We start from the raw sequence: 19,498 nt of genomic DNA, 5'->3' as shown, positions 1-19,498 counted from the left end.
ACACTCAATGGAGCTGTTTGTAAATTTCCTCGGCCAAGGCGCTGGAGATGCCTTCGACCTGCTTCAAGTCCTCGATGCTGGCGTCGACCACGCCGCGCAGGCCGCCAAAACGCGCCAGCAGGCGCTGGCGGCGCTTGGCGCCTATGCCCTCGATCTCTTCCAGGCGCGAGGTCTGGCGCGTCTTGGCGCGCTTGGCGCGCATGCCGGTGATGGCGAAACGGTGCGCCTCGTCGCGGATCTGCGCCACCAGCATCAGCGCCGCCGATTCCTTGCCCAGTTCCTGCGAGGCCCGGCCGTCGACGAACATCAAGGTCTCCAGGCCCACGCGGCGCCCTTCCCCCTTGGCCACGCCGACGATCAGGCTGATGTCCAGCCCCAGCTCGGCGAACACCTGGCGCGCCATTTCGATCTGGCCCTTGCCGCCGTCGATCAGCACCACGTCCGGCATGACGCCGTCGCCGTTGGCCACCTTTTCGTAGCGGCGCATCAGCACCTGGCGCATCGCCGCGTAATCGTCGCCGGGCGTGATGTCGTTGATGTTGTAGCGGCGGTATTCGCCGTTCTGCATCTGGTGGTGATGGAACACCACGCACGAGGCCTGCGTGGCCTCGCCCTGCGTGTGCGAGATGTCGAAGCACTCCACGCGCAAGGCGTCGATGTCTTCCGGCTCCAGCTGCAGCGCCTCGACCAGCGCGCGCGTGCGCGACTGCTGCGAGCCCTGCTCCTGCAGCAGCCGCGCCAGCGAGATCTCGGCGCCCTTCTGCGCCAGTTCCAGCCATTTACGGCGCTGGTCCTGCGGCTGGAAGATCAGGTTGATGCGGTGGCCGCACTGCTCCTGCAAGGCCTGCATCAGCGCCGGGTGGTCGAATTCGATATTCAGGATCAGCGTGCCGGGGATGAATTTCTCGGTGTAGTGCTGGACCAGGAAGGCGGCCAGCACCTCGACCTCGATCGGTTCCTCGGCGATGGCGGCGGCGTCGCCGATGTGGTTGGGGAAGTAGGCGCGGTCGCCCAGGTGGCGGCCGCCGCGCACCATGGCCAGGTTGACGCAGGCGCGGCCCCCCTGCACCAGCACGGCGATGATGTCGACGTCGGCGTCGCCGGTGGTCTCCATGCTTTGCTGGTGCAGCACGCGCGACAGCGACTGGATCTGGTTGCGCACCGCGGCGGCCTGCTCGAATTTGAGCTCGGCGGCGTAGGCGTGCATTTTCCTTTCCAGGTCTTCCATCACTTCGCTCTGGCGTCCGCGCAGGAAGCGGGCGGCGTTTTCAACGTCGACCTTGTAGTCTTCCTTGCTGATCAAATCGACGCAGGGCCCGCTGCAGCGGCCGATCTGGTGCAGCAGGCAGGGGCGCGTGCGGTTCGAATAGACGCTGTCCTCGCAGGTGCGGATCAGGAACACCTTCTGCAGGATCTGCATCGATTCCTTGACCGCCCACGAGCTGGGGAACGGTCCGAAATACTGGTTCTTCTTGTCGACCGCGCCCCGGTAGTAGACCATGCGCGGCGCGTCGCCGCCGGTGATCTTCAGGTAGGGATACGATTTGTCGTCGCGGAACAGGATGTTGAAGCGCGGGCTGAGCGCCTTGATCAGGTTGTTCTCGAGGATCAGCGCTTCGGCTTCGCTGTGGGTGACGGTGGTTTCCAGCCTGGCGATGCGCTCGACCATCATGGCGATGCGCGGGCTGCTGAGGTTTTTCTGGAAGTAGCTGGACACGCGCTTCTTCAGGTCGCGCGCCTTGCCGACGTAGAGCACCTTGTCCTCGGCGTCGAAATAGCGGTACACGCCCGGCAGGTTGGGCAGCTTGGCCACGGTGGCCAGCACTTGTTCGCGCGGATCGGGCGCGCTTGTTTCCACTTCGCTCATTGCTTGTCTCAGTTGGCCTGCTTATTGTTGCTGTTCCACGATGACGAAAGCGACGGCGTATTCCTCCTCGTCGCTGACCGTCACCTGTGTCGTCAGCTTATTCTTTTCCATGAATTCCTTCAGCACCCCGCTGCAGACGATCATCGGCTTGCCGCTGGGGTGATTGAGCATCTGCGCGGCCGGCCAGGTCATCGGCATGCGGATGCCCAGGCCGATGGCCTTGGCAAACGCCTCCTTGGCGGCGAAGCGCGTGGCCACGAAGCGGATGCCGCGCACCGGGTTCTTGGCCTTGCGCGCCAAATACTTTTCCATCTCCTGCGGGCCCAGTATCTTTTTCGCGAAGCGGTCGCCGTGGCGCGCCAGCGCTTCCTCGATGCGGGGAATCTTGCAGATGTCGGTGCCTATGCCGTAGATCATTTCCGCGCGCCCAGGCGGGTCGACACCATGATGGCCTTCATCTCGCGCACGGCGTTCTCCCAGCCGACGAACACCGAGTGGGCGACGATGGCGTGGCCGATATTGAGCTCGGCGATCTCCGGGATCGCGGCGATCGCCTGCACGTTGGTGTAGTGCAGGCCGTGGCCGGCGTTGACCTTCAGACCCTTCGCCACGCCATACAGCACGCCGCGATGGATGCGTTCCAGTTCGGCGGCCTGCTCGGCGCCCTCGGTGTCGGCGTAGCGGCCGGTGTGCAGCTCGATCACCGGCGCGCCGATGGCGGCGGTGGCGTCCATCTGCTTTTCATCGGCGTCGATGAACAGGCTGACGCGGATGCCTTCGGCCTGCAGCTGCTTGACGGCGGCCTGCACGGCGTTGAAATGGGTGACCACATCGAGGCCGCCTTCGGTGGTGACTTCGGTGCGCTTCTCCGGGACCAGGCAGACGTCGGCCGGCCGGATCTTGCAGGCGAAGTCGATCATCTCCTGGGTGACGGCCGCTTCCAGGTTCATGCGCGTCAGCAGCCGCGGCGCCAGCGCGACGACGTCGGCGTCCTTGATGTGGCGGCGGTCTTCGCGCAGATGCAGCGTGATGCAGTCGGCGCCGGCCTGCTCGGCCAGCAGCGCGGCGCGGATCGGGTCGGGATAGCTGGTGCCGCGCGCGTTGCGCAGGGTGGCGACGTGGTCGATGTTCACGCCGAGGTCGATGATGGTGCCGCTTGGTTGCAGGAAGCTCATTGTTTTATACCGTTTATGTCGTTATAACTGTATTTAAAGCTGAATTCATAGTTGACTGAGATCGATCAGGATCTGCCGGGTGTTCAGCGGCGCGCCGCCCAGGTGGTGCGCCAGCAGGAAGCGCATCAGCTGCTTGCTTTGCGATTGTGTGGCGCTGTCCTGGTAGTCTTCGCGCTCCATATCGAGCAAGGTCTTGCCGGCCACGCGGGGCCAGGGATCGGACGCGCGCTCGGGGCGCGGGCCGCGTTCCGGGTCCACCACGTAGACCACGTCGGCCTGCACGGCGCGGCGGGTTTCGGTGCAGCGGGTCAGGTCGGCGGAGACGCCTGTCTCCTTAAGTAGGGCTCGTTCGAATTTTCTCAAGACGATGGGCGCCGGCTCGTTGTGCGCAAGCTGGTTCAGCGTGGCGACGTAGTGGTCGAACAGGGCCGGGTGCGCGTCGTCGCGGGCCAGCAGCTTGACCAGCAATTCGTTCAGGTAGAAGCCGCACAGCAGCGCGGTTTTCTCCAGCGGCAGCATGCCACCCACCCATTCGGCGTCGGTCAAGGTGCGCAGTTCGGATTTGCCGACCCAGCTGGAGGACAGCGGCTGGAAGGTTTGCAGCACGCCGCGCAGCTGCGAATGCGGGCGCTTGGCGCCCTTGGCGATCAAGGCCACGCGGCCGAAGTCGCGCGTGAACAGGTCGATGATGAGGCTGGTTTCTTTGTAGGGATAGCTGTGCAGCACGAAGGCGGGCTGGCCGGCCACCTTGGTGCCGAAGGTGCGCTCGCGCGGCGGCGCGCGCGGGCGCTTGGGGGCGGGAGCCGCCGCGGCGGGCACCACCTCACGCTCCGCGACTGGTGCGGGTGCCGCTGCGATGTCGGCGTCTAGCGTGGTGGTGGACATCGCCTCTCTTTATTCGTAGCCGTAGGCGCGCAGACCCGCTTCGTTGTCGGCCCAGCCGGATTTGACCTTGACCCAGATTTCCAGGTACACGGGGCCGCCGAACAGCTTTTCCATGTCCAGCCGCGCCTGCGTGGACACTTCCTTCAGGCGCGCGCCCTTGTTACCGATGATCATGGACTTGTGCGTGTCGCGCTCGACCAGGATGGCGGCGAACACGCGGCGCAGGTCGCCCTCCTGCTCGAACTGCTCGATCAGCACGGTGCTGGTGTAAGGCAGCTCGTCGCCGACAAAGCGGAACAGTTTTTCGCGCACGATCTCGGAGGCCAGGAATTTCTCGCTGCGGTCGGTGATGTCGTCCGGTCCGAAGATGGGCTGGTTCTCCGGCAGGAATTTCTTGATCTCTTTTTCCAGGCCGTCCAGCTGGAAGCGCAGCTTGGCCGACACCGGCACGATGGCGGCGAAGTTGAACTTGGCCGCGACCTGCTGGGCGAACGGCAGCAGCACCGCCTTGTCCTTGACCCGGTCGGCCTTGTTGATGACCAGCACCACCGGCACTTCGGTCGGCAGCAGGTCCAGCACCTGCTGGTCGGCCGGGCCGAAGGTGCCCGCCTCGATCACGTACAGGATCAGGTCCGACGAGATCAAGGTGTTGGTGACGGTCTTGTTCAGCGTCTTGTTCAGCGCATTCGCGTGGCGGGTCTGGAAGCCCGGCGTGTCGACGTAGATGAACTGGGCATCGTCATGGGTCTGGATGCCGGTGATGCGGTGGCGCGTGGTTTGCGCCTTGCGCGAGGTGATGCTGACCTTGGCGCCGATGAGCGTATTCATCAGGGTCGATTTGCCCACGTTCGGGCGGCCCACGATGGCGATATAGCCACAACGGAAGTTGGCGGAGGTCGTTTCGGTATTCATTTTATTTCTCTTTACTTGTTTGCTGCTTTGGCAGGCGGTGGCGACGGCTTGGGATCAACCGGCGCCTCGTTCGTCTGCACGGTGGCGATGCCGGCCAGCTTGAGCTGGGCGGCGCGCGGCTTGGTCTTGCGGCCGGCGGCCGGAGTCTTCAGCAACGCTTGTTCGGCCACTTCCAGCGCCAGCTTGGCGGCGGCCTGTTCGCCGGCGCGACGGCTGCCGCCGCGTCCGTAGACCTGGATGCCCAGCTTGGGCACCAGGCATTCGATTTCGAATTCCTGGCTGTGCGCGGCGCCGTGGGTGGCCACCACATTGTACAGCGGCAGCGAAATCTTCTTACTTTGCAGGAATTCCTGCAGCAGCGTCTTGGCGTCCTTGCCCAGCGTTTGCGGATCGACCGTGTCCAGGATGGGGATGTAGAAGGCGCGGATCACGTCGCGCGCGGGGTTGAAGCCGCCATCCAAAAAAATGGCGCCTAACAGCGCCTCAAGCGTGTCGGCCAGGATCGAGGGACGGCGGAAGCCGCCCGATTTCAACTCCCCTTCCCCGAGCCGCAGGAACTGCGACAGCTCCAGCTTCTGGGCGATTTCATACAGCGACTGCTGCTTGACCAGGTTGGCGCGCAGGCGCGACAGGTCGCCCTCGTCGATCGCCACGTAGCGCTCGTACAGGATCGAGGCCACCACGCAGTTCAGGATCGAATCGCCCAGGAATTCGAGTCGTTCGTTATGCAAACTGCTGTGGCTACGGTGCGTCAAGGCCTGCTGCAGCAGGCCAGCATCCTGGAACGTGTAGCCTAAACGGTTTTGCAATAACTGAAGATTCATTGTTCTGTTCGGTTCTGTTTTAGCTGACTAGTGTCTTATTGATCGGTCTTGGCGGGGGCGGCGGCGGTTTTCGACGTCGTGCCCTGGTACTCCAGCAGCAGGCTGGCCGGTCCGACCAGCGGGATTTTCTTTTCGTAGGCGAAGCTGATTTCCATCTCGCCGTTTTCCTTGCCGATGATCAGGTCGCGGCTGGTGATCGAGCTGATGTAACCGGTGGTGGCGCTGGCGTCGAACGATTTCTGGATCTCGATCACCGAGCCGCCGGTGGCCTTGGCGGTGACGATGGCGTTCTGGATCGCCCGGTACTCGGTGTAGGTCGGCACGATCTTCAGGGCCAGCACGCCGATGAAACCCAGCGCCGCCAGCACGATGATCAGTCCGACCAGGGAAATGCCGTTCTGCCGCTTCAAGCCTGCTTGCATCATCATATGCCCTTTCACCGCGGATTAATGGATGCTGCCGATGCGGCGCAGGTTACCCAGGTTCATCCACACGAAAAATGCTTTTCCAACAATATTTTTGTCCGGCACGAAGCCCCAGTAGCGGCTGTCCGCGCTGTTGTCGCGATTATCGCCCATCATGAAGTAGTTGCCTTGCGGAACTACGCAGGTAAAGCCTTCGTACTTGTAGGTGCAGTTTTCGCTGTGCGGGAACTTCTTCACGCCATCCAGGCTCAGCGTGGGCGCCGCCTCGTTGTTGAGGATGCGGTGGTTGACGCCGGTCAGGTTTTCCGTGAATTGCTTGTTATAAACAAGATGCTCGTCGTCCAGGTAATCGTCCAGTGGAGTGTACTTCACTTCCACGCCGTTGACCGTTAAGCGCTTGTTTTCATACGTGATTTTATCACCCGGCACGCCGATGACGCGCTTGATGTAATCCTGGGTCATATCCAGCGGATATTTGAACACCATCACGTCGCCGCGCTGCGGATCGTTGATCTGCACGATCTTCTGGTTGATCACCGGCAGGCGGATGCCGTAGGTGAACTTGTTCACCAGGATCAGGTCGCCCACCAGCAGGGTCGGCACCATCGACGACGACGGGATCTTGAACGGCTCGTACAGGAACGAGCGCAGGAAGAACACCAGCGCGATCACCGGGAAGAAGCTGCCCGAGTATTCGATCCAGGTCGGCTGGCGCAGCAGGTTGGCCTCGATCGCCGCGCGGTTGCCGGCGTTGTCGACCTTGATGCCGTCGGCGGTCAGCTTGGCGTTGCGGGCGTCGTAGTCGGCCAGCGCGCGGTCGGCGGCGGCACGGCGCTGCTTGGCCAGGTAGAACACATCGAGGAACCAGATCACCCCGGTGATCACCATCAGTACGAACAGAATTAAAGCAAAATTACCCAAGATCACTTGCAGGTTCATTTGTCGTCCACTTGTAAGATTGCCAGGAATGCTTCTTGTGGAATCTCCACCGAGCCCACTTGCTTCATGCGTTTTTTACCGGCCTTCTGCTTCTCCAGCAGTTTCTTCTTGCGGCTGATGTCGCCGCCGTAGCACTTGGCCAGCACGTTCTTGCGCAGCGCCTTGACGTTTTCACGCGAGATCACGTTGACGCCGATGGCGGCCTGGATCGCCACGTCGAACATCTGGCGCGGGATCAGCTCGCGCATCTTGGCCGCCACCTGGCGGCCGCGATACGCGCTGTTGGAGCGGTGCACGATGATGGCCAGCGCATCGACCTTCTCGCCGTTGATCAGCATGTCCACCTTGACCACGTCGGAGGCGCGGTATTCCTTGAACTCGTAGTCCATCGAGGCGTAGCCGCGCGAAGTCGACTTGAGCTTGTCGAAGAAGTCCAGCACGATCTCGCCCATCGGCATTTCGTACACCAGCTTGACCTGGCGGCCGTGGTAGGCCATGTCCATCTGCACGCCGCGCTTGCCGATGCACAGCGTGATCACCGAGCCGACGTACTCTTGCGGCATGTACAGGTTGACGGTGACGATGGGCTCGCGGATCTCGTTGATCTTGGTCGGCTCCGGCATCTTCGACGGATTGTCGACCTTGACGATGCTGTTGTCGCGCATGACCACTTCGTACACCACGGTCGGCGCCGTGGTGATCAGGTCCATGTCGAATTCGCGCTCCAGGCGCTCCTGGACGATTTCCATGTGCAGCAGGCCGAGGAAGCCGCAGCGGAAGCCGAAGCCCAGCGCCTGCGACACTTCCGGCTCGTACATCAGCGCGGCGTCGTTCAGCTTGAGTTTTTCCAGCGAGTCGCGCAGCGCGTCGTACTGGTTGGCCTCGACCGGGAACAGGCCGGCGAACACCTGCGGCTGCACTTCCTTGAAGCCCGGCAGCGGCGCCGCCGCCGGACGGTTGGCCAGGGTGACGGTGTCGCCCACCTTGGCGGCCTTCAATTCCTTGATGCCGGCGATGATGAAGCCCACCTGGCCGGCCGACAGCTGCGGCAGCGAGACCGAGCGCGGCGCGAAGATGCCGACGTCTTCCACCAGCTGCAGCGAGTCGGTGGCCATCAGCTTGATCTTGTCCTTCGGCTTCAGCGTGCCGTTCATCACGCGCACCAGCATGACCACGCCGACGTAGGCGTCGTACCACGAGTCGACGATCAGCGCCTGCAGCGGCGCGTCCGGGTCGCCCTTAGGCGGCGGCACCTTGGCGATGATCGATTCCAGCACGTCTTCGACGCCCAGGCCGGTCTTGGCCGAGCAGTGCACGGCGTCGCCCGCTTCGATGCCGATCACGTCTTCGATCTCGGCAATGGCGGTCGGCGGGTCGGCGTTCGGCAGGTCGATCTTGTTCAGCACCGGCACCACTTCCACGCCCAGGTCGAGCGCGGTGTAGCAGTTGGCCACGGTCTGGGCTTCCACGCCTTGCGAGGCGTCGACCACCAGCAGCGCGCCTTCGCAGGCCGACAGCGAGCGCGACACTTCATACGAGAAGTCGACGTGGCCGGGCGTGTCGATCAGATTCAGGTTGTACATCTGGCCGTCGCGGGCCTTGTATTGCAGGGCGGCCGTTTGCGCCTTGATCGTGATGCCGCGTTCGCGCTCCAGATCCATCGAATCGAGCACTTGCGACTCCATCTCGCGTTCGGACAAACCGCCGCACAATTGAATAATGCGGTCCGCCAGGGTCGATTTGCCGTGGTCGATGTGGGCGATGATGGAAAAATTGCGTATGTTGTTCATTAACAAATATTCAAAAACGGGTTTGAAACGACAGGGCGCGACCGGTACACGATACCTTGCGCAATACAAAAAAAGCGCTCCGTGCGGGGCGGTAATGCCCTGGCGAGCGCCTTGATGACAGCTAACCCCGCATTTTACCGGATTTCAGAGGGGAAAGGCCGACTTATGCAACGTGAAATGCATTTTCGCCCTCGGGGCGCTTATTTGTTGAGCACTTCCAGGACTTTGGCCTCGTCCAGGAAGTAGTGGCACAGTTCCGGAGCGGCCAGGTCGGCGTACAGCACGGGCACCAGCTCGTCGAAACGGGCCACCAGCGCGTCGTCCCCATCGACGTCGATGACATCGACGGTGATCGGGCGTTCCGGGCTCTGCAGGCGCATCAGCGCGTCCAGCATGTCCTGGCACAGGTGGCAGTAGCTGCGGGAATAGAGGGTGAAATGCATGATTAACCAGCGCCACCTCCACCGTCACTCCCGCGCAGGCGGGAGTCCATGCTGAATATGCTCAGCATGGATCCCCGCCTGCGCGGGGATGACGGCGCGAGGCCGGCGACCTTACTTAACGCTCGGGCGAACCGAGATGTACTGCGTCACCTCGCCGCGGCGCACCAGCAGCACCGAGGCCTTCTTCGGATCGAGCTTGGCCACGGCCGCGTTGAACTGCTTGGCGTCCTTGATCTCGATGTTGTTCACCTGCAGCAGCACGTCGCCCTCGGCCACGCCGGCGCGGCCGGCCACGCCCTCGGCCGAGTCCACCATCACGCCGCCGTCGACGCCCAGCTCCTTCTTCTGCTCGGCCGTCAGGTCGCTGACCTTCAAGCCCAGCGCATTGGCCTTGACCGTTGCCTCCGGCTCGGCCTTGCCACCCTTGCCCTTGCCCGCCTTGGCGGTCTTTTCCGCCTCCAGCTCGGCCACGGTCACCGGCAGGTCCAGCTGCTGACCCTTGCGCCACACCGTCACGATGGCCTTGCTGGCCAGCGCGGTGCCGCCCACCAGGCGCGGCAGGTCGGACGAGCGGTTCACCGGCACGCCGTTGAACTTCAGGATGATGTCGCCCGCCTTGATGCCGGCCTTGTCGGCGGGACCGCCCGGCTCCACCAGCGACACTTCCGCGCCCTGCGCGCTCTTCAAGCCCAGCGATTCCGCCACTTCCTTGCTGACTTCGCCGATCTGCACGCCGATGCGGCCGCGCGTGACCTTGCCGCTCTTCTTCAGCTGCTCCGATACGCGGATCGCCTCGTCGATCGGCACCGCGAAGGAAATGCCGTTGTAGCCGCCGGACAGCGTGGCGATCTGCGAGTTGATGCCGATGACTTCGCCGCGCATATTGATCAGCGGGCCGCCCGAGTTGCCCGGGTTGACCGCGACGTCGCTCTGGATCAGCGCCAGGTAGTCGCCGGTGTCGCGCTGCTTGGCCGAGATGATGCCGGCGGTGACCGTGTTTTCCAGGTTGAACGGCGAGCCGATCGCGATCACCCATTCGCCGACGCGGATCTTGTCCGAATCGCCCATGACCAGGAACGGCAGCTTGTCGCCCTCGATCTTCAGCACGGCGACGTCGGTGCGCGCATCGGCGCCCAGCACCTTGGCCTTGAATTCGCGCTTGTCGGTCAGCGTGACGAACACCTCGTCGGCGCCGTCGACCACGTGGGCATTGGTCATCACATAGCCGTCGGCCGACAGGATGAAGCCGGAACCGACGCCGCGCTGCACCGGCTCGTCGGACGGCGCCTGGCGGCGGCCGCGCGGCGCGCCCTTGCCGCCCGGGACGCCCGGTTGCGGCAGCGCGCCGCCAAAGAAGCGGCGCAGGAATTCCTGCATTTCCTCGTCGCCCGGCTGGCCCTCGGCGCCGTTGCGGCCGCCCAGCTTCAGACGTTCGGTGGTGCGGATATTGACCACGGCCGGACCGACGCGGTCGACCAGGTCGGCAAAGTCGGGCAGGCCGATGACGGCGCCGGTCACCGGCGCGGCGGCCGTGGCGGCAGCCAGGCCGAGCACGGCGGGCGACATCCATACGCTTGCGCCGACCAGCAGCGCCAACAGGGTTTTACTACAAGGAGTTTTACCACCAACGGAGATATTATTTTTCATGGAAAGTATCAATCTTTGTAAAGTTCCGGAACGCAAAGGCCCCTCGGCGGGGTCGCACGACGCGAGGCTAGCGTATGGTAAGCGAAAAGTCGCCGTAAAGCGCGCTCAAAGATTTTATAAGAGTATGCGGTTCAGGGCAAAATGACGTCCGCCCGAGACTTGGACTGGCCCGCCGGCGGCGCGGCGGAGTCGGCGGAGGAGTCGGCAGCGGCGCGCCCGGCGGGCGCAGGCGATGGCGTCAGGGGGGCTTCAGCCGCGAGGCGGGTCGCCAGGCTGGCGCTGAAGCCGTTGCTGAGCGCGCCGCTGGCCTGGTCGCGCAGCACGTCTCCGATCAGATGGTAAGCATTCCACGCGGCCTGCCCTTCCGCAGTGCCGAGCGCGGCCATCGCCAGTTCGCGCTCGCCGTCCGGCAGCTCACCATCGGCCAGCGCCGAGATGTTTTCGTGCAGTCTTTTCTGGGTATCCATCGCGTTTCCCGCCATGTCAAAACAAATCCGCTGCGCCGTTTGCACGCGCATTGCCAAAAACCAATGACAATTGCCATCATTCCATCCTTACCAGCGCTTGTCAATCGGCATATCCAGCAAGGGTTTCAGTTTTTCAGCGATGACTTCGCGGGCGCGAAAAATGCGGCTGCGCACGGTGCCGATGGGACAGGCCATGATGTCGGAAATTTCCTCATAGCTCAGCCCCTCGATCTCGCGCAAGGCGATCGCGGTACGCAAATCCACGGGCAAGGCATCCATCGCCGCATTGACGGTTTGGGCGATCTGCTTGCTCGCCAGCATGGATTCCGGCGTGTTGATGTCGCGCAAATGCTCGCCATCGGTAAATGCTTCAGCATGTTCGGCGTCGGCTTCGGTCGACGTAGGCGTACGCCTCCCCTGCGTCGCCAGAAAATTCTTGGCGGTATTGATGCCGATACGATACAGCCAGGTATAAAAGGCGGAGTCGCCGCGGAAATGCCGCAACGCGCGATACGCCTTGATAAAAGTCTCCTGCACCACATCCTCGGCTTCGACCGGATCGTGCACTATACGCGACAGCAGACGCATCAGGCGGCGTTGGTATTTCGCCACCAGCATGTCGAACGCCTGCTTGTCACCGGCACGGACCCGGTCGACCAGTACCTGGTCACACTCACGTTCTGTCGTCACTCCTGCATTCCTCGATGGCCTGCAGCGTAGCCGATACTTATAGCCATATGCTATAGAGTTAGCTCGCTGCAAGAAGTTCACAGTGTTTGCGGTTTTATTTCAGCCCGTGCGGCAATCGCCCGGCACGCCAGCGACAGGACGCGCCAATCGGCTCGCGTCACACTATCGGGCAGCACCAGCAGCAGCCGCACATCGCCGTCATCCCCGCCCAGCCGCAATAGCAGCAGGCCCGGCCATAAGGTCGAACCCTCCAGCAGGCGCAATGGCGCCCCGTTCTCTTGGTATACCGTCAGCCGCAACTGCCCGACACCGGATATATCAAGCCGGCGCACAATACGCCGCGAGCGGCCCGCCAGCAGGCCGGCCAACCCGGCCAACCCGCACAGCAATGGCGCAGCCCAGCCCGCGTCCAGGCAGAGGACGGACGAGGCCATCACGCAACAGCACAAGCCGGCATGCAGCGCGCGCAGGCCGGACGAGGGGCGAACGATGACAGAGACCGCAATCGACATGGCAGACGAGGCCTGGCAAACAACAGTCAATCAAACAGGGGGATTACATTCGGAAGCGCCGGCCGCGAAGGCCGGGCAATTCTGGCGCCGGCGAATGCCGGCGCCGAATCCACGCTCACCCTGTTTAGACAGGGATTGCGGGGATTAGTTCAACGCGGGGTCGAACTTTTTGAAGCTTAGATCTTGCCGAACACCAGGCTGCCGTTGGTGCCGCCGAAGCCGAACGAGTTCTTGACTGCATACTCGATCTTCATCGGACGGGCCACGTTGGCGCAGAAGTCCAGGTCGCACGCCGGGTCCTGGTTGAACAGGTTGATGGTCGGAGGCGACACCTGATGGTGGATCGCCAGCACCGTAAACACTGCTTCCAGGCCGCCGGCGCCGCCCAGCAGGTGGCCGGTCATCGACTTGGTCGAATTGACCACCAGCTTCTTGGCGTGGTCGCCGAAGGTGCGCTTGATGCCCTGCACTTCAGCCACGTCGCCCTGCGGCGTCGAGGTGCCGTGCGCGTTCACGTACTGCACCTGGTCCGGGTTGATGCCGGCGTTGGCCAGCGCGGCTTGCGCCGACTTGCTGCCGCCGCTGCCATCTTCCAAAGGCGAGGTCATGTGGTAAGCATCGGCGCTCATGCCGAAGCCGACCAGTTCCGCATAGATCTTGGCGCCGCGTGCCTTGGCGCGTTCGTACTCTTCGAGCACCATCACGCCGGCGCCTTCGCCCAGCACGAAGCCGTCGCGGTCCGTATCCCATGGACGGGATGCGGTCGCCGGATCGTCGTTGCGGGACGACAGCGCCTTGGCCGAGGCGAAACCGCCCAGGCCCAGCGGCGACACGGTCGATTCCGCACCGCCGGCCACCATGACGTCGGCATCGCCGTACTCGATCATGCGGGCGGCCGCGCCGATGCAGTGCAGGCCGGTGGTGCAAGCCGTCACGATCGACAGGTTAGGACCACGCATGCCGTACTTGATCGACAGGTTGCCCGAGATCATGTTGATGATCGAGGCAGGCACGAAGAACGGCGAGATACGGCGCGGACCGCGCTTGTCGTAGTCTTCCTTCTGTTCTTCGATCATCGGCAGGCCGCCGATACCGGAACCGATGATGACGCCGATGCGATCGGCATTCTCTTCGGTGACGACCACGCCGGAGTCCTGCACAGCCTGGATGCCGGCCGCCATGCCGTAATGGATGAAGGTATCCATGTGGCGGGCTTCCTTGGCCGAGATATAGTCCTCGATGTTGAAGCCTTTGACTTCGCCGGCAAAGCGGGTGCTGAAAGCTGTTGCGTCAAACTTGGTGATGGTGGCGATACCGGACTTGCCCTCGACAGCCGCGGCCCAGGTCTCAGCAATGTTATTGCCGATCGGGGTCACGGCGCCCAGGCCGGTAACGACAACACGACGGTTTTTAGAACCTCTCAAGCGATTCTCCTAAAGTCGATCGGGCAGAAATTACGCCTTGACGTGAGCGGTAGCGTAGTCGATCGCTTGCTGCACGGTGGTGATTTTTTCTGCTTGTTCGTCAGGGATTTCCATTTCGAATTCATCTTCCAGGGCCATCACCAGTTCCACGGTGTCCAGGGAGTCTGCGCCGAGGTCGTCGACGAACGAGGATTCGATCTTGATGTCTGCTTCGGCGACGCCCAGTTGCTCAGCGACGATTTTCTTAACGCGTTGTTCGATATCCGACATGTTATGGCTCCATTTTGTTTGTTACGGAAAGCGCGCATTTTATCAGGTTTGCGCACTGAAAAACTAATTTCGGTGAGTGCTGCGATTTTGTCGACAACTATTCCGAAATCACTGCTAAAAGACAAGAATCGGCTTCAATCCGAAGCCGCAACCCGTCAATTCATGTACATACCGCCGTTCACGTGAAGGGTGGTACCGGTAATATAGGCCGCTTGCGGCGACGCCAGGAAGGCGACGGCCGCAGCGATATCCTCAGGCTTGCCCAGGCGCGCCAGAGGAATTTGCGTCAGCAGGGCGGCATGCTGCTCTTCGCCCAGCGCTTTGGTCATGTCGGTGTCGATGAAGCCCGGCGCCACGCTGTTGACGGTGATGTTGCGGCTGCCGATTTCGCGCGCCAGCGCGCGGCCCATGCCTTCCACGCCGGCCTTGGCGGCGGCGTAATTCATCTGGCCAGGATTGCCGGAGGACGCCACCACCGAAGTGATGTTAATGATACGCCCAGTCTTAGCTTTCATCATGCCGCGCAAGACGGCGCGCGACAGGCGGCCGACCGAGCTCAGGTTGGTGGCGATGACGTTGTCCCACTCCTCGTCCTTCATGCGCATGGCCAGCTGGTCCTGCGTAATGCCGGCGTTGTTGACCAGGATGCCGACGGCGCCGAAGGTCTTGCCGATCTCGTCGATGACGGCGGCGCAGCGCTCGGCGTCGGTGACGTTCAAGACCATGCCCTTGCCCGCTTCGGCGCCGATCTCGGCCAGGTAGGCGCTGATCGCTTCCGCGCCCGCTTCGGTGGTGGCGGTGCCGATCACCTTGGCGCCCTGGCGCGCCAGTTCCTGGGCAATGGCCTTGCCGATGCCGCGCGATGCGCCGGTGACCAGCGCTACTTGATTTGCTAAATTCATGGATGTCCTTCTGTGTTGATGGAGTCTGCCTGAAGTCGCCGCTGCTTACTTGAGCAAGCTCAAGACGCGCTCCAACGAGGCTTGATCGGTAATCGCGTCGCCCACCAGCGTGGCATCGATGCGCTTGGTCAAGCCCATCAGCACTTTGCCCGGGCCGCATTCGACCACTTGCGTGATGCCTTCGGCGGCGACTTTCTGCATGGTTTCGACCCAGCGCACCGGCGAGGCGGCCTGGCGCACCAGCGCGTCCTTGATCGAGGCCGGATCGCTCAGCACGGCGACGTCGACGTTGTTGATCAGCGTGATTTGCGGCGCCGAGAAGGTCAGGCCGGCCATGTAGTCGCGCAGGCGGTCCGAGGCCGGCTTCAGCAGCGACGAGTGGAACGGCGCCGACACCGGCAGCTTCATGGCGCGCTTGGCGCCCTTGGCCTTGGCGATTTCGCAGGCGCGCTCGACGGCGGCGGTGTCGCCGGCGATGACCACTTGCGCGGGCGCGTTGAAGTTGACGGCCTCGACCACGGAACCCGCGGCGGCGGCAGCCGCTTCGGCGCAGGCGGCGCGGACGTCTTCGTCCGACAGGCCCAGCACCACGGCCATCGTGCCCTGCCCGACCGGCACGGCTTCCTGCATCGCCTGCGCGCGGAAGCGCACCAGCGGCACGGCATCCTTGAAGGCAATCACGCCGGCCGCCACCAGCGCCGAATATTCACCCAGACTGTGGCCGGCAACGACGGACGGCAGCGGACCGCCGGCGGCGATCCACGCGCGATAGACGGCCACGGCGGCGGTCAGCATGACCGGCTGCGTGTTGGTGGTCAGGTCCAGCTCTTCCTTCGGCCCTTCGGCCATCAGCTTGCCCAGGTCGAACTGCAGCGCGTCGGACGCTTCGGCGATGGTTTGCGCCACCACCGGATTGCCGGCGAAGCCGTCCATCATCGCAATCGCTTGCGAACCCTGGCCCGGGAATACAAAAGCAAATTTAGTCATACTTGGTCCGTCTGATAATAATTGTGAGCACGCTAGCATGCCATCGTGACAGCATTACTACCGCCGAGCTCGTTAGAACTCTAATTCTAATCCAGGCTTAAAAAGGGGCTCAGAAACGCGCCAGGACAGCGCCCCAGGTGAAGCCGCCACCAACACCTTCCATCATGATGTTCTGGCCCTTCTGGATGCGGCCGTCGCGCACGGCGACGTCCAGCGCCAGCGGGATCGACGCGGCCGAGGTATTGCCATGCTGGTCCACGGTGACCACCATTTTTTCAGCCGGCAGGCCCAGCTTCTTGGCCGTGCTGTTCATGATGCGCAGATTGGCCTGGTGCGGGATCAGCCAGTCGATCTGGTCGGCCGTCATATTGGCCTTGTCCAGCGCCTCGTGGGCGACCTTCTCCAGCACCGACACGGCCAGCTTGAACACCGCCGGGCCGTCCATGTACAGGAAGGCGCTGCCGGCAACGGCGCCGCCGTCGACCGAGCCTGGAATGCTGAGGATGTCCGAATGGCGACCGTCCGCGTGCAGCTTGGTGGCCAGGATGCCCGGCTCTTCCGACGCGCTCAGCACGATGGCGCCGGCGCCGTCGCCGAACAGCACGCAGGTGGTGCGGTCGTCGAAATTGAGGATGCGCGAAAACACTTCGGAGCCGATGACCAGCACGTTCTTGTGCACGCCGGCGCGGATGAAGGCGTCCGCGGTGGAGACGGCGTAGACGAAGCCGCTGCACACGGCTTGCACGTCGACCGCCGCGCTGTTGTTGGTCATGCCCAGTTTTTTCTGCACGATGCAGGCGGTGCTGGGGAAGCTGCCGAAGAAGTCCGGCGTCGAGCTGGCCAGCACGATCAGGTCGATGTCGTTCGGCTGCAGGCCGGCCATCTCCAGCGCCTTCTTGGCGGCGTTGACCGCCAGGTCCGACGATTTCTGTTCCGGCTCGGCGAAGTGACGCGCCGATATGCCGCTGCGGCTGACGATCCATTCGTCAGAGGTCTCGATGCCTTTGGCGGCGAGTTGATCAGCCAGTTCCTGGTTGGTCACGCGCTTCTCCGGCAGATAGCTGCCGGTGCCGATAATTTTGCTGTACAAAGTCATGCCGTTCTACCGTCCACTAAATAGTTGAGCTAGGTACTTCCGGAGTTTCGGTGTTACGCGGCATGAGCTCGGCGATCAACGTCGAAATATGCGGCAACACATCATTTTTTGCAGCATCATACGCCCGCTTGATCGCCCATTCAAAGGAATATGCGTCGGCGCCGCCATGGCTCTTGAACACCAGGCCGCGCAAACCCAGCAGGCTGGCACCGTTATAACGCGACGGCGACAGGCGCTTCTTGATCGAATTCAAGGCGCCGCGGCCGATCAGGGCGCTCAGCATCGTCAGCGGATTGCGGGTGAATTCGGACTTGACCGTGTCGGCAAAGAAGCGGGCCACGCCCTCGACCGCCTTCAGCGTGACATTGCCGACGAAACCGTCGCAGACGACGATGTCGGTGGTACCCTTGAAGATGTCGTTGCCCTCGACGTTGCCATAGAAGTTCAGCGCGCCTCGCTCATGGTCGGTCTGCAGCAGCTTGCTGGTGGCCTTGACCACGTCGTTGCCCTTGATGTCCTCGGTGCCCACGTTCAGCAGGCCCAGGGTCGGGCGAGGAATGTTTTCCATCGCCGACACCAGCACCGAACCCATGATGGCGAACTGGTGCAGGTGATGCGGTTCGCAGTCGACGTTGGCGCCCAGGTCCAGCATGTAGGTCGGGCCGCCCTTCTGGTTCGGCATGATGCTGCAGATGGCCGGACGGTCGACGCCGGTCATGGTCTTGAGCACGTAGCGGGCCACGGCCATCAGCGCGCCGGTGTTGCCGGCCGAGACCGACGCCTGCGCCTTGCCGTCCTTGACCTGCTCGATGGCCACGCGCATCGACGAATCCTTCTTGCGGCGCAGGGCCACTTCGAGCGGATCGTCCATGGTGACCTGCTCGGAGGCGTGCACCACGCTCAGGCGCGGATGGGCGTCGGCGTGATGCTTCTTCAATTCGGCGCGGATGACGTCTTCCAAACCGACTAGTATCAGTTCAGCATCTGGTTCGCGTTTGACGAAGGAAATAGCTGCGGGGATAGTGACCGACGGGCCGTGATCTCCGCCCATGCAGTCGATAGAAATTTTGATTGTCATTTGTTTTGATTCAGTACCACGCTCCAGCCCTTGCGGGGCAAGCTGCGGCAAGCTGCGGACCTACACTGTCCAGGTCTACGCGTTTCAAAATGACGGTGTGCAAAAGAGGATTGCAGCCGAAGAAAAAGAAAAAGCGATGCATGCGAGTCAACCACGCAGCACCGCCTATTTCCGAGTCCAGCAAAAGCGTCGATTACTCGTCGTTTTTGGTTTTCAGGACTTTACGACCACGGTAGAAGCCGTTAGGGCTGATGTGGTGACGCAGGTGGGTTTCACCGGTGGTTGGCTCGATGCCCAGTTGTGGAGCAACCAGGAAATCGTGCGAACGGTGCATACCGCGCTTCGATGGGGACTTCTTGTTCTGTTGAACTGCCATGTTAATGACTCCTAATACATAAGTTCTAAAATTTTAACACATTCGACCAGCAAATACATGCGAATCGAGTATCCTGCCGGCAAAACTGAACCGGCATAGTTAAACTGAGATTTACTACATTTCACTGCTGACTTGCCATACTCGATTTACTACACGCGTTTGACACGTTCTTTACAACACTACTTATTCGGATTTGAGGCCCTTGAGGGCGTCGAACGGCGACAACTTCTCGCTTTTTGCCTTGTCCAGCAGGGCGGAATCGGGGCAGACATCGTGTTTCGGCGTATGCGGCAGGGCCAGCAGCGCTTCGTCTTCCACCAGATCCATCAGCTCCATACTGCGGCTGCCGACGATGACATCGATCGTCTCGTCGTCGATCATTTCTTCAATTTCATCCGCCTGCTCATCATCCTTACCAAGCATCAACAGCGTCGAGGCGTCGATGGTGTGAGCATAAGGCGTCAGGCAGCGCTGGCAGACCAGTTGCACGGTGCCGGATACCGACAGCGTCATCTGCGGGAAGCCCATCTTGCTGGTGCCCCCTACTACCTTCCAGGAAATCGTGCCGGAAGTATCGGCGCAATCCTTGGTCAAACGGGTCATTTCGGCAACGGGCGTCACGCCCTCTCTGCTGCCGTTGCTCCGACAAAAATCAAAGGCGTCGATCACAATAGCATTCATTACAGAAAATTTCCCCGGAAAACCTGCGATAATAGCAGGGTTTTCGTCATCAAGTCAAAGCCTTAGCGTTTTTTTTCGTTCTTTTTGCCGCTGGCGTTACCGGCGACA

22 protein-coding genes are annotated in these 19,498 nt (G+C 62.3%); all 22 read right to left on the bottom strand.

Features of this window, described 5'->3' with window-relative positions:
- Positions 1-4 precede the first annotated feature (4 nt).
- Positions 5-1,867 (bottom strand): excinuclease ABC subunit UvrC, encoded by a 1,863-nt coding sequence (gene uvrC / locus ABWW33_RS17980; protein WP_176651595.1) that lies wholly within the window; start codon positions 1,865-1,867, stop codon positions 5-7.
- A gap of 21 nt (positions 1,868-1,888) precedes the next feature.
- On the bottom strand, positions 1,889-2,284 hold the full coding sequence (gene acpS / locus ABWW33_RS17975; protein ID WP_353403075.1) for a holo-ACP synthase: 396 nt from the start codon (positions 2,282-2,284) through the stop codon (positions 1,889-1,891).
- Positions 2,281-3,042 carry a pyridoxine 5'-phosphate synthase gene (gene pdxJ / locus ABWW33_RS17970; protein ID WP_353403074.1) on the bottom strand — a complete coding sequence of 254 codons (762 nt, stop codon included), beginning with the start codon at positions 3,040-3,042 and terminating at the stop codon, positions 2,281-2,283. Before pdxJ ends, acpS begins: the two co-directional genes overlap by 4 nt.
- Positions 3,043-3,087: 45 nt before the next feature.
- Positions 3,088-3,927 (bottom strand): DNA repair protein RecO, encoded by an 840-nt coding sequence (recO, locus tag ABWW33_RS17965; RefSeq protein WP_353403073.1) that lies wholly within the window; start codon positions 3,925-3,927, stop codon positions 3,088-3,090.
- 9 nt (positions 3,928-3,936) lie between these two features.
- Positions 3,937-4,839 (bottom strand): GTPase Era, encoded by a 903-nt coding sequence (gene era, locus ABWW33_RS17960; protein ID WP_176651599.1) that lies wholly within the window; start codon positions 4,837-4,839, stop codon positions 3,937-3,939.
- A gap of 11 nt (positions 4,840-4,850) precedes the next feature.
- On the bottom strand, positions 4,851-5,648 hold the full coding sequence (gene rnc, locus ABWW33_RS17955) for a ribonuclease III (protein ID WP_413448666.1): 798 nt from the start codon (positions 5,646-5,648) through the stop codon (positions 4,851-4,853).
- A 50-nt stretch (positions 5,649-5,698) separates the two neighbouring features.
- Positions 5,699-6,085: a DUF4845 domain-containing protein gene (locus tag ABWW33_RS17950; protein WP_176652118.1), complete on the bottom strand. Its 387-nt coding sequence runs from the start codon at positions 6,083-6,085 to the stop codon at positions 5,699-5,701.
- Between the two features lie 24 nt (positions 6,086-6,109).
- Positions 6,110-7,027, bottom strand: a complete 918-nt coding sequence (lepB, locus tag ABWW33_RS17945; RefSeq protein ID WP_176651601.1) for a signal peptidase I — start codon at positions 7,025-7,027, stop codon at positions 6,110-6,112.
- A complete protein-coding gene (lepA, locus tag ABWW33_RS17940; protein ID WP_176651602.1) occupies positions 7,024-8,817 on the bottom strand; it encodes a translation elongation factor 4 in 1,794 nt (597 codons plus the stop codon). Before lepA ends, lepB begins: the two co-directional genes overlap by 4 nt.
- Positions 8,818-9,017: 200 nt before the next feature.
- A complete protein-coding gene (locus ABWW33_RS17935) occupies positions 9,018-9,260 on the bottom strand; it encodes a glutaredoxin family protein (protein ID WP_353403072.1) in 243 nt (80 codons plus the stop codon).
- A 111-nt stretch (positions 9,261-9,371) separates the two neighbouring features.
- Positions 9,372-10,826, bottom strand: a complete 1,455-nt coding sequence (locus ABWW33_RS17930) for a Do family serine endopeptidase (protein ID WP_353403207.1) — start codon at positions 10,824-10,826, stop codon at positions 9,372-9,374.
- 212 nt (positions 10,827-11,038) lie between these two features.
- On the bottom strand, positions 11,039-11,374 hold the full coding sequence (locus tag ABWW33_RS17925; RefSeq protein ID WP_353403071.1) for a sigma-E factor negative regulatory protein: 336 nt from the start codon (positions 11,372-11,374) through the stop codon (positions 11,039-11,041).
- 87 nt (positions 11,375-11,461) lie between these two features.
- A complete protein-coding gene (gene rpoE, locus ABWW33_RS17920) occupies positions 11,462-12,064 on the bottom strand; it encodes an RNA polymerase sigma factor RpoE (RefSeq protein WP_176651605.1) in 603 nt (200 codons plus the stop codon).
- Positions 12,065-12,141: 77 nt separating this feature from the next.
- Positions 12,142-12,576 (bottom strand): protein YgfX, encoded by a 435-nt coding sequence (locus ABWW33_RS17915; protein ID WP_176651606.1) that lies wholly within the window; start codon positions 12,574-12,576, stop codon positions 12,142-12,144.
- 176 nt (positions 12,577-12,752) lie between these two features.
- Positions 12,753-14,000, bottom strand: coding sequence for a beta-ketoacyl-ACP synthase II (gene fabF / locus ABWW33_RS17910; RefSeq protein WP_176651607.1), 1,248 nt, complete (start codon positions 13,998-14,000; stop codon positions 12,753-12,755).
- Positions 14,001-14,030: 30 nt separating this feature from the next.
- Entirely contained in the window at positions 14,031-14,270 is a 240-nt protein-coding gene (gene acpP, locus ABWW33_RS17905) for an acyl carrier protein (protein ID WP_008449912.1), read from the bottom strand.
- Between the two features lie 155 nt (positions 14,271-14,425).
- Complete coding sequence (fabG, locus tag ABWW33_RS17900) at positions 14,426-15,172, bottom strand: 3-oxoacyl-ACP reductase FabG (RefSeq protein WP_176651608.1); 747 nt, start codon at positions 15,170-15,172, stop codon at positions 14,426-14,428.
- 45 nt (positions 15,173-15,217) lie between these two features.
- Positions 15,218-16,159, bottom strand: a complete 942-nt coding sequence (gene fabD, locus ABWW33_RS17895; protein WP_353403070.1) for an ACP S-malonyltransferase — start codon at positions 16,157-16,159, stop codon at positions 15,218-15,220.
- Positions 16,160-16,268: 109 nt separating this feature from the next.
- Complete coding sequence (locus ABWW33_RS17890; protein WP_353403069.1) at positions 16,269-17,255, bottom strand: beta-ketoacyl-ACP synthase III; 987 nt, start codon at positions 17,253-17,255, stop codon at positions 16,269-16,271.
- Positions 17,256-17,271: 16 nt separating this feature from the next.
- On the bottom strand, positions 17,272-18,333 hold the full coding sequence (gene plsX, locus ABWW33_RS17885; RefSeq protein WP_353403068.1) for a phosphate acyltransferase PlsX: 1,062 nt from the start codon (positions 18,331-18,333) through the stop codon (positions 17,272-17,274).
- Positions 18,334-18,526: 193 nt separating this feature from the next.
- Complete coding sequence (rpmF, locus tag ABWW33_RS17880; RefSeq protein WP_008449924.1) at positions 18,527-18,709, bottom strand: 50S ribosomal protein L32; 183 nt, start codon at positions 18,707-18,709, stop codon at positions 18,527-18,529.
- 183 nt (positions 18,710-18,892) lie between these two features.
- Positions 18,893-19,390, bottom strand: a complete 498-nt coding sequence (locus ABWW33_RS17875; RefSeq protein ID WP_176651611.1) for a YceD family protein — start codon at positions 19,388-19,390, stop codon at positions 18,893-18,895.
- Positions 19,391-19,498: the final 108 nt, after the last annotated feature.

Origin of the sequence: Duganella hordei (assembly GCF_040369125.1) — a bacterium.
Lineage (GTDB): Bacteria > Pseudomonadota > Gammaproteobacteria > Burkholderiales > Burkholderiaceae_D > Rugamonas > Rugamonas hordei.
This window is presented reverse-complemented; position numbering and strand designations above follow the sequence as displayed.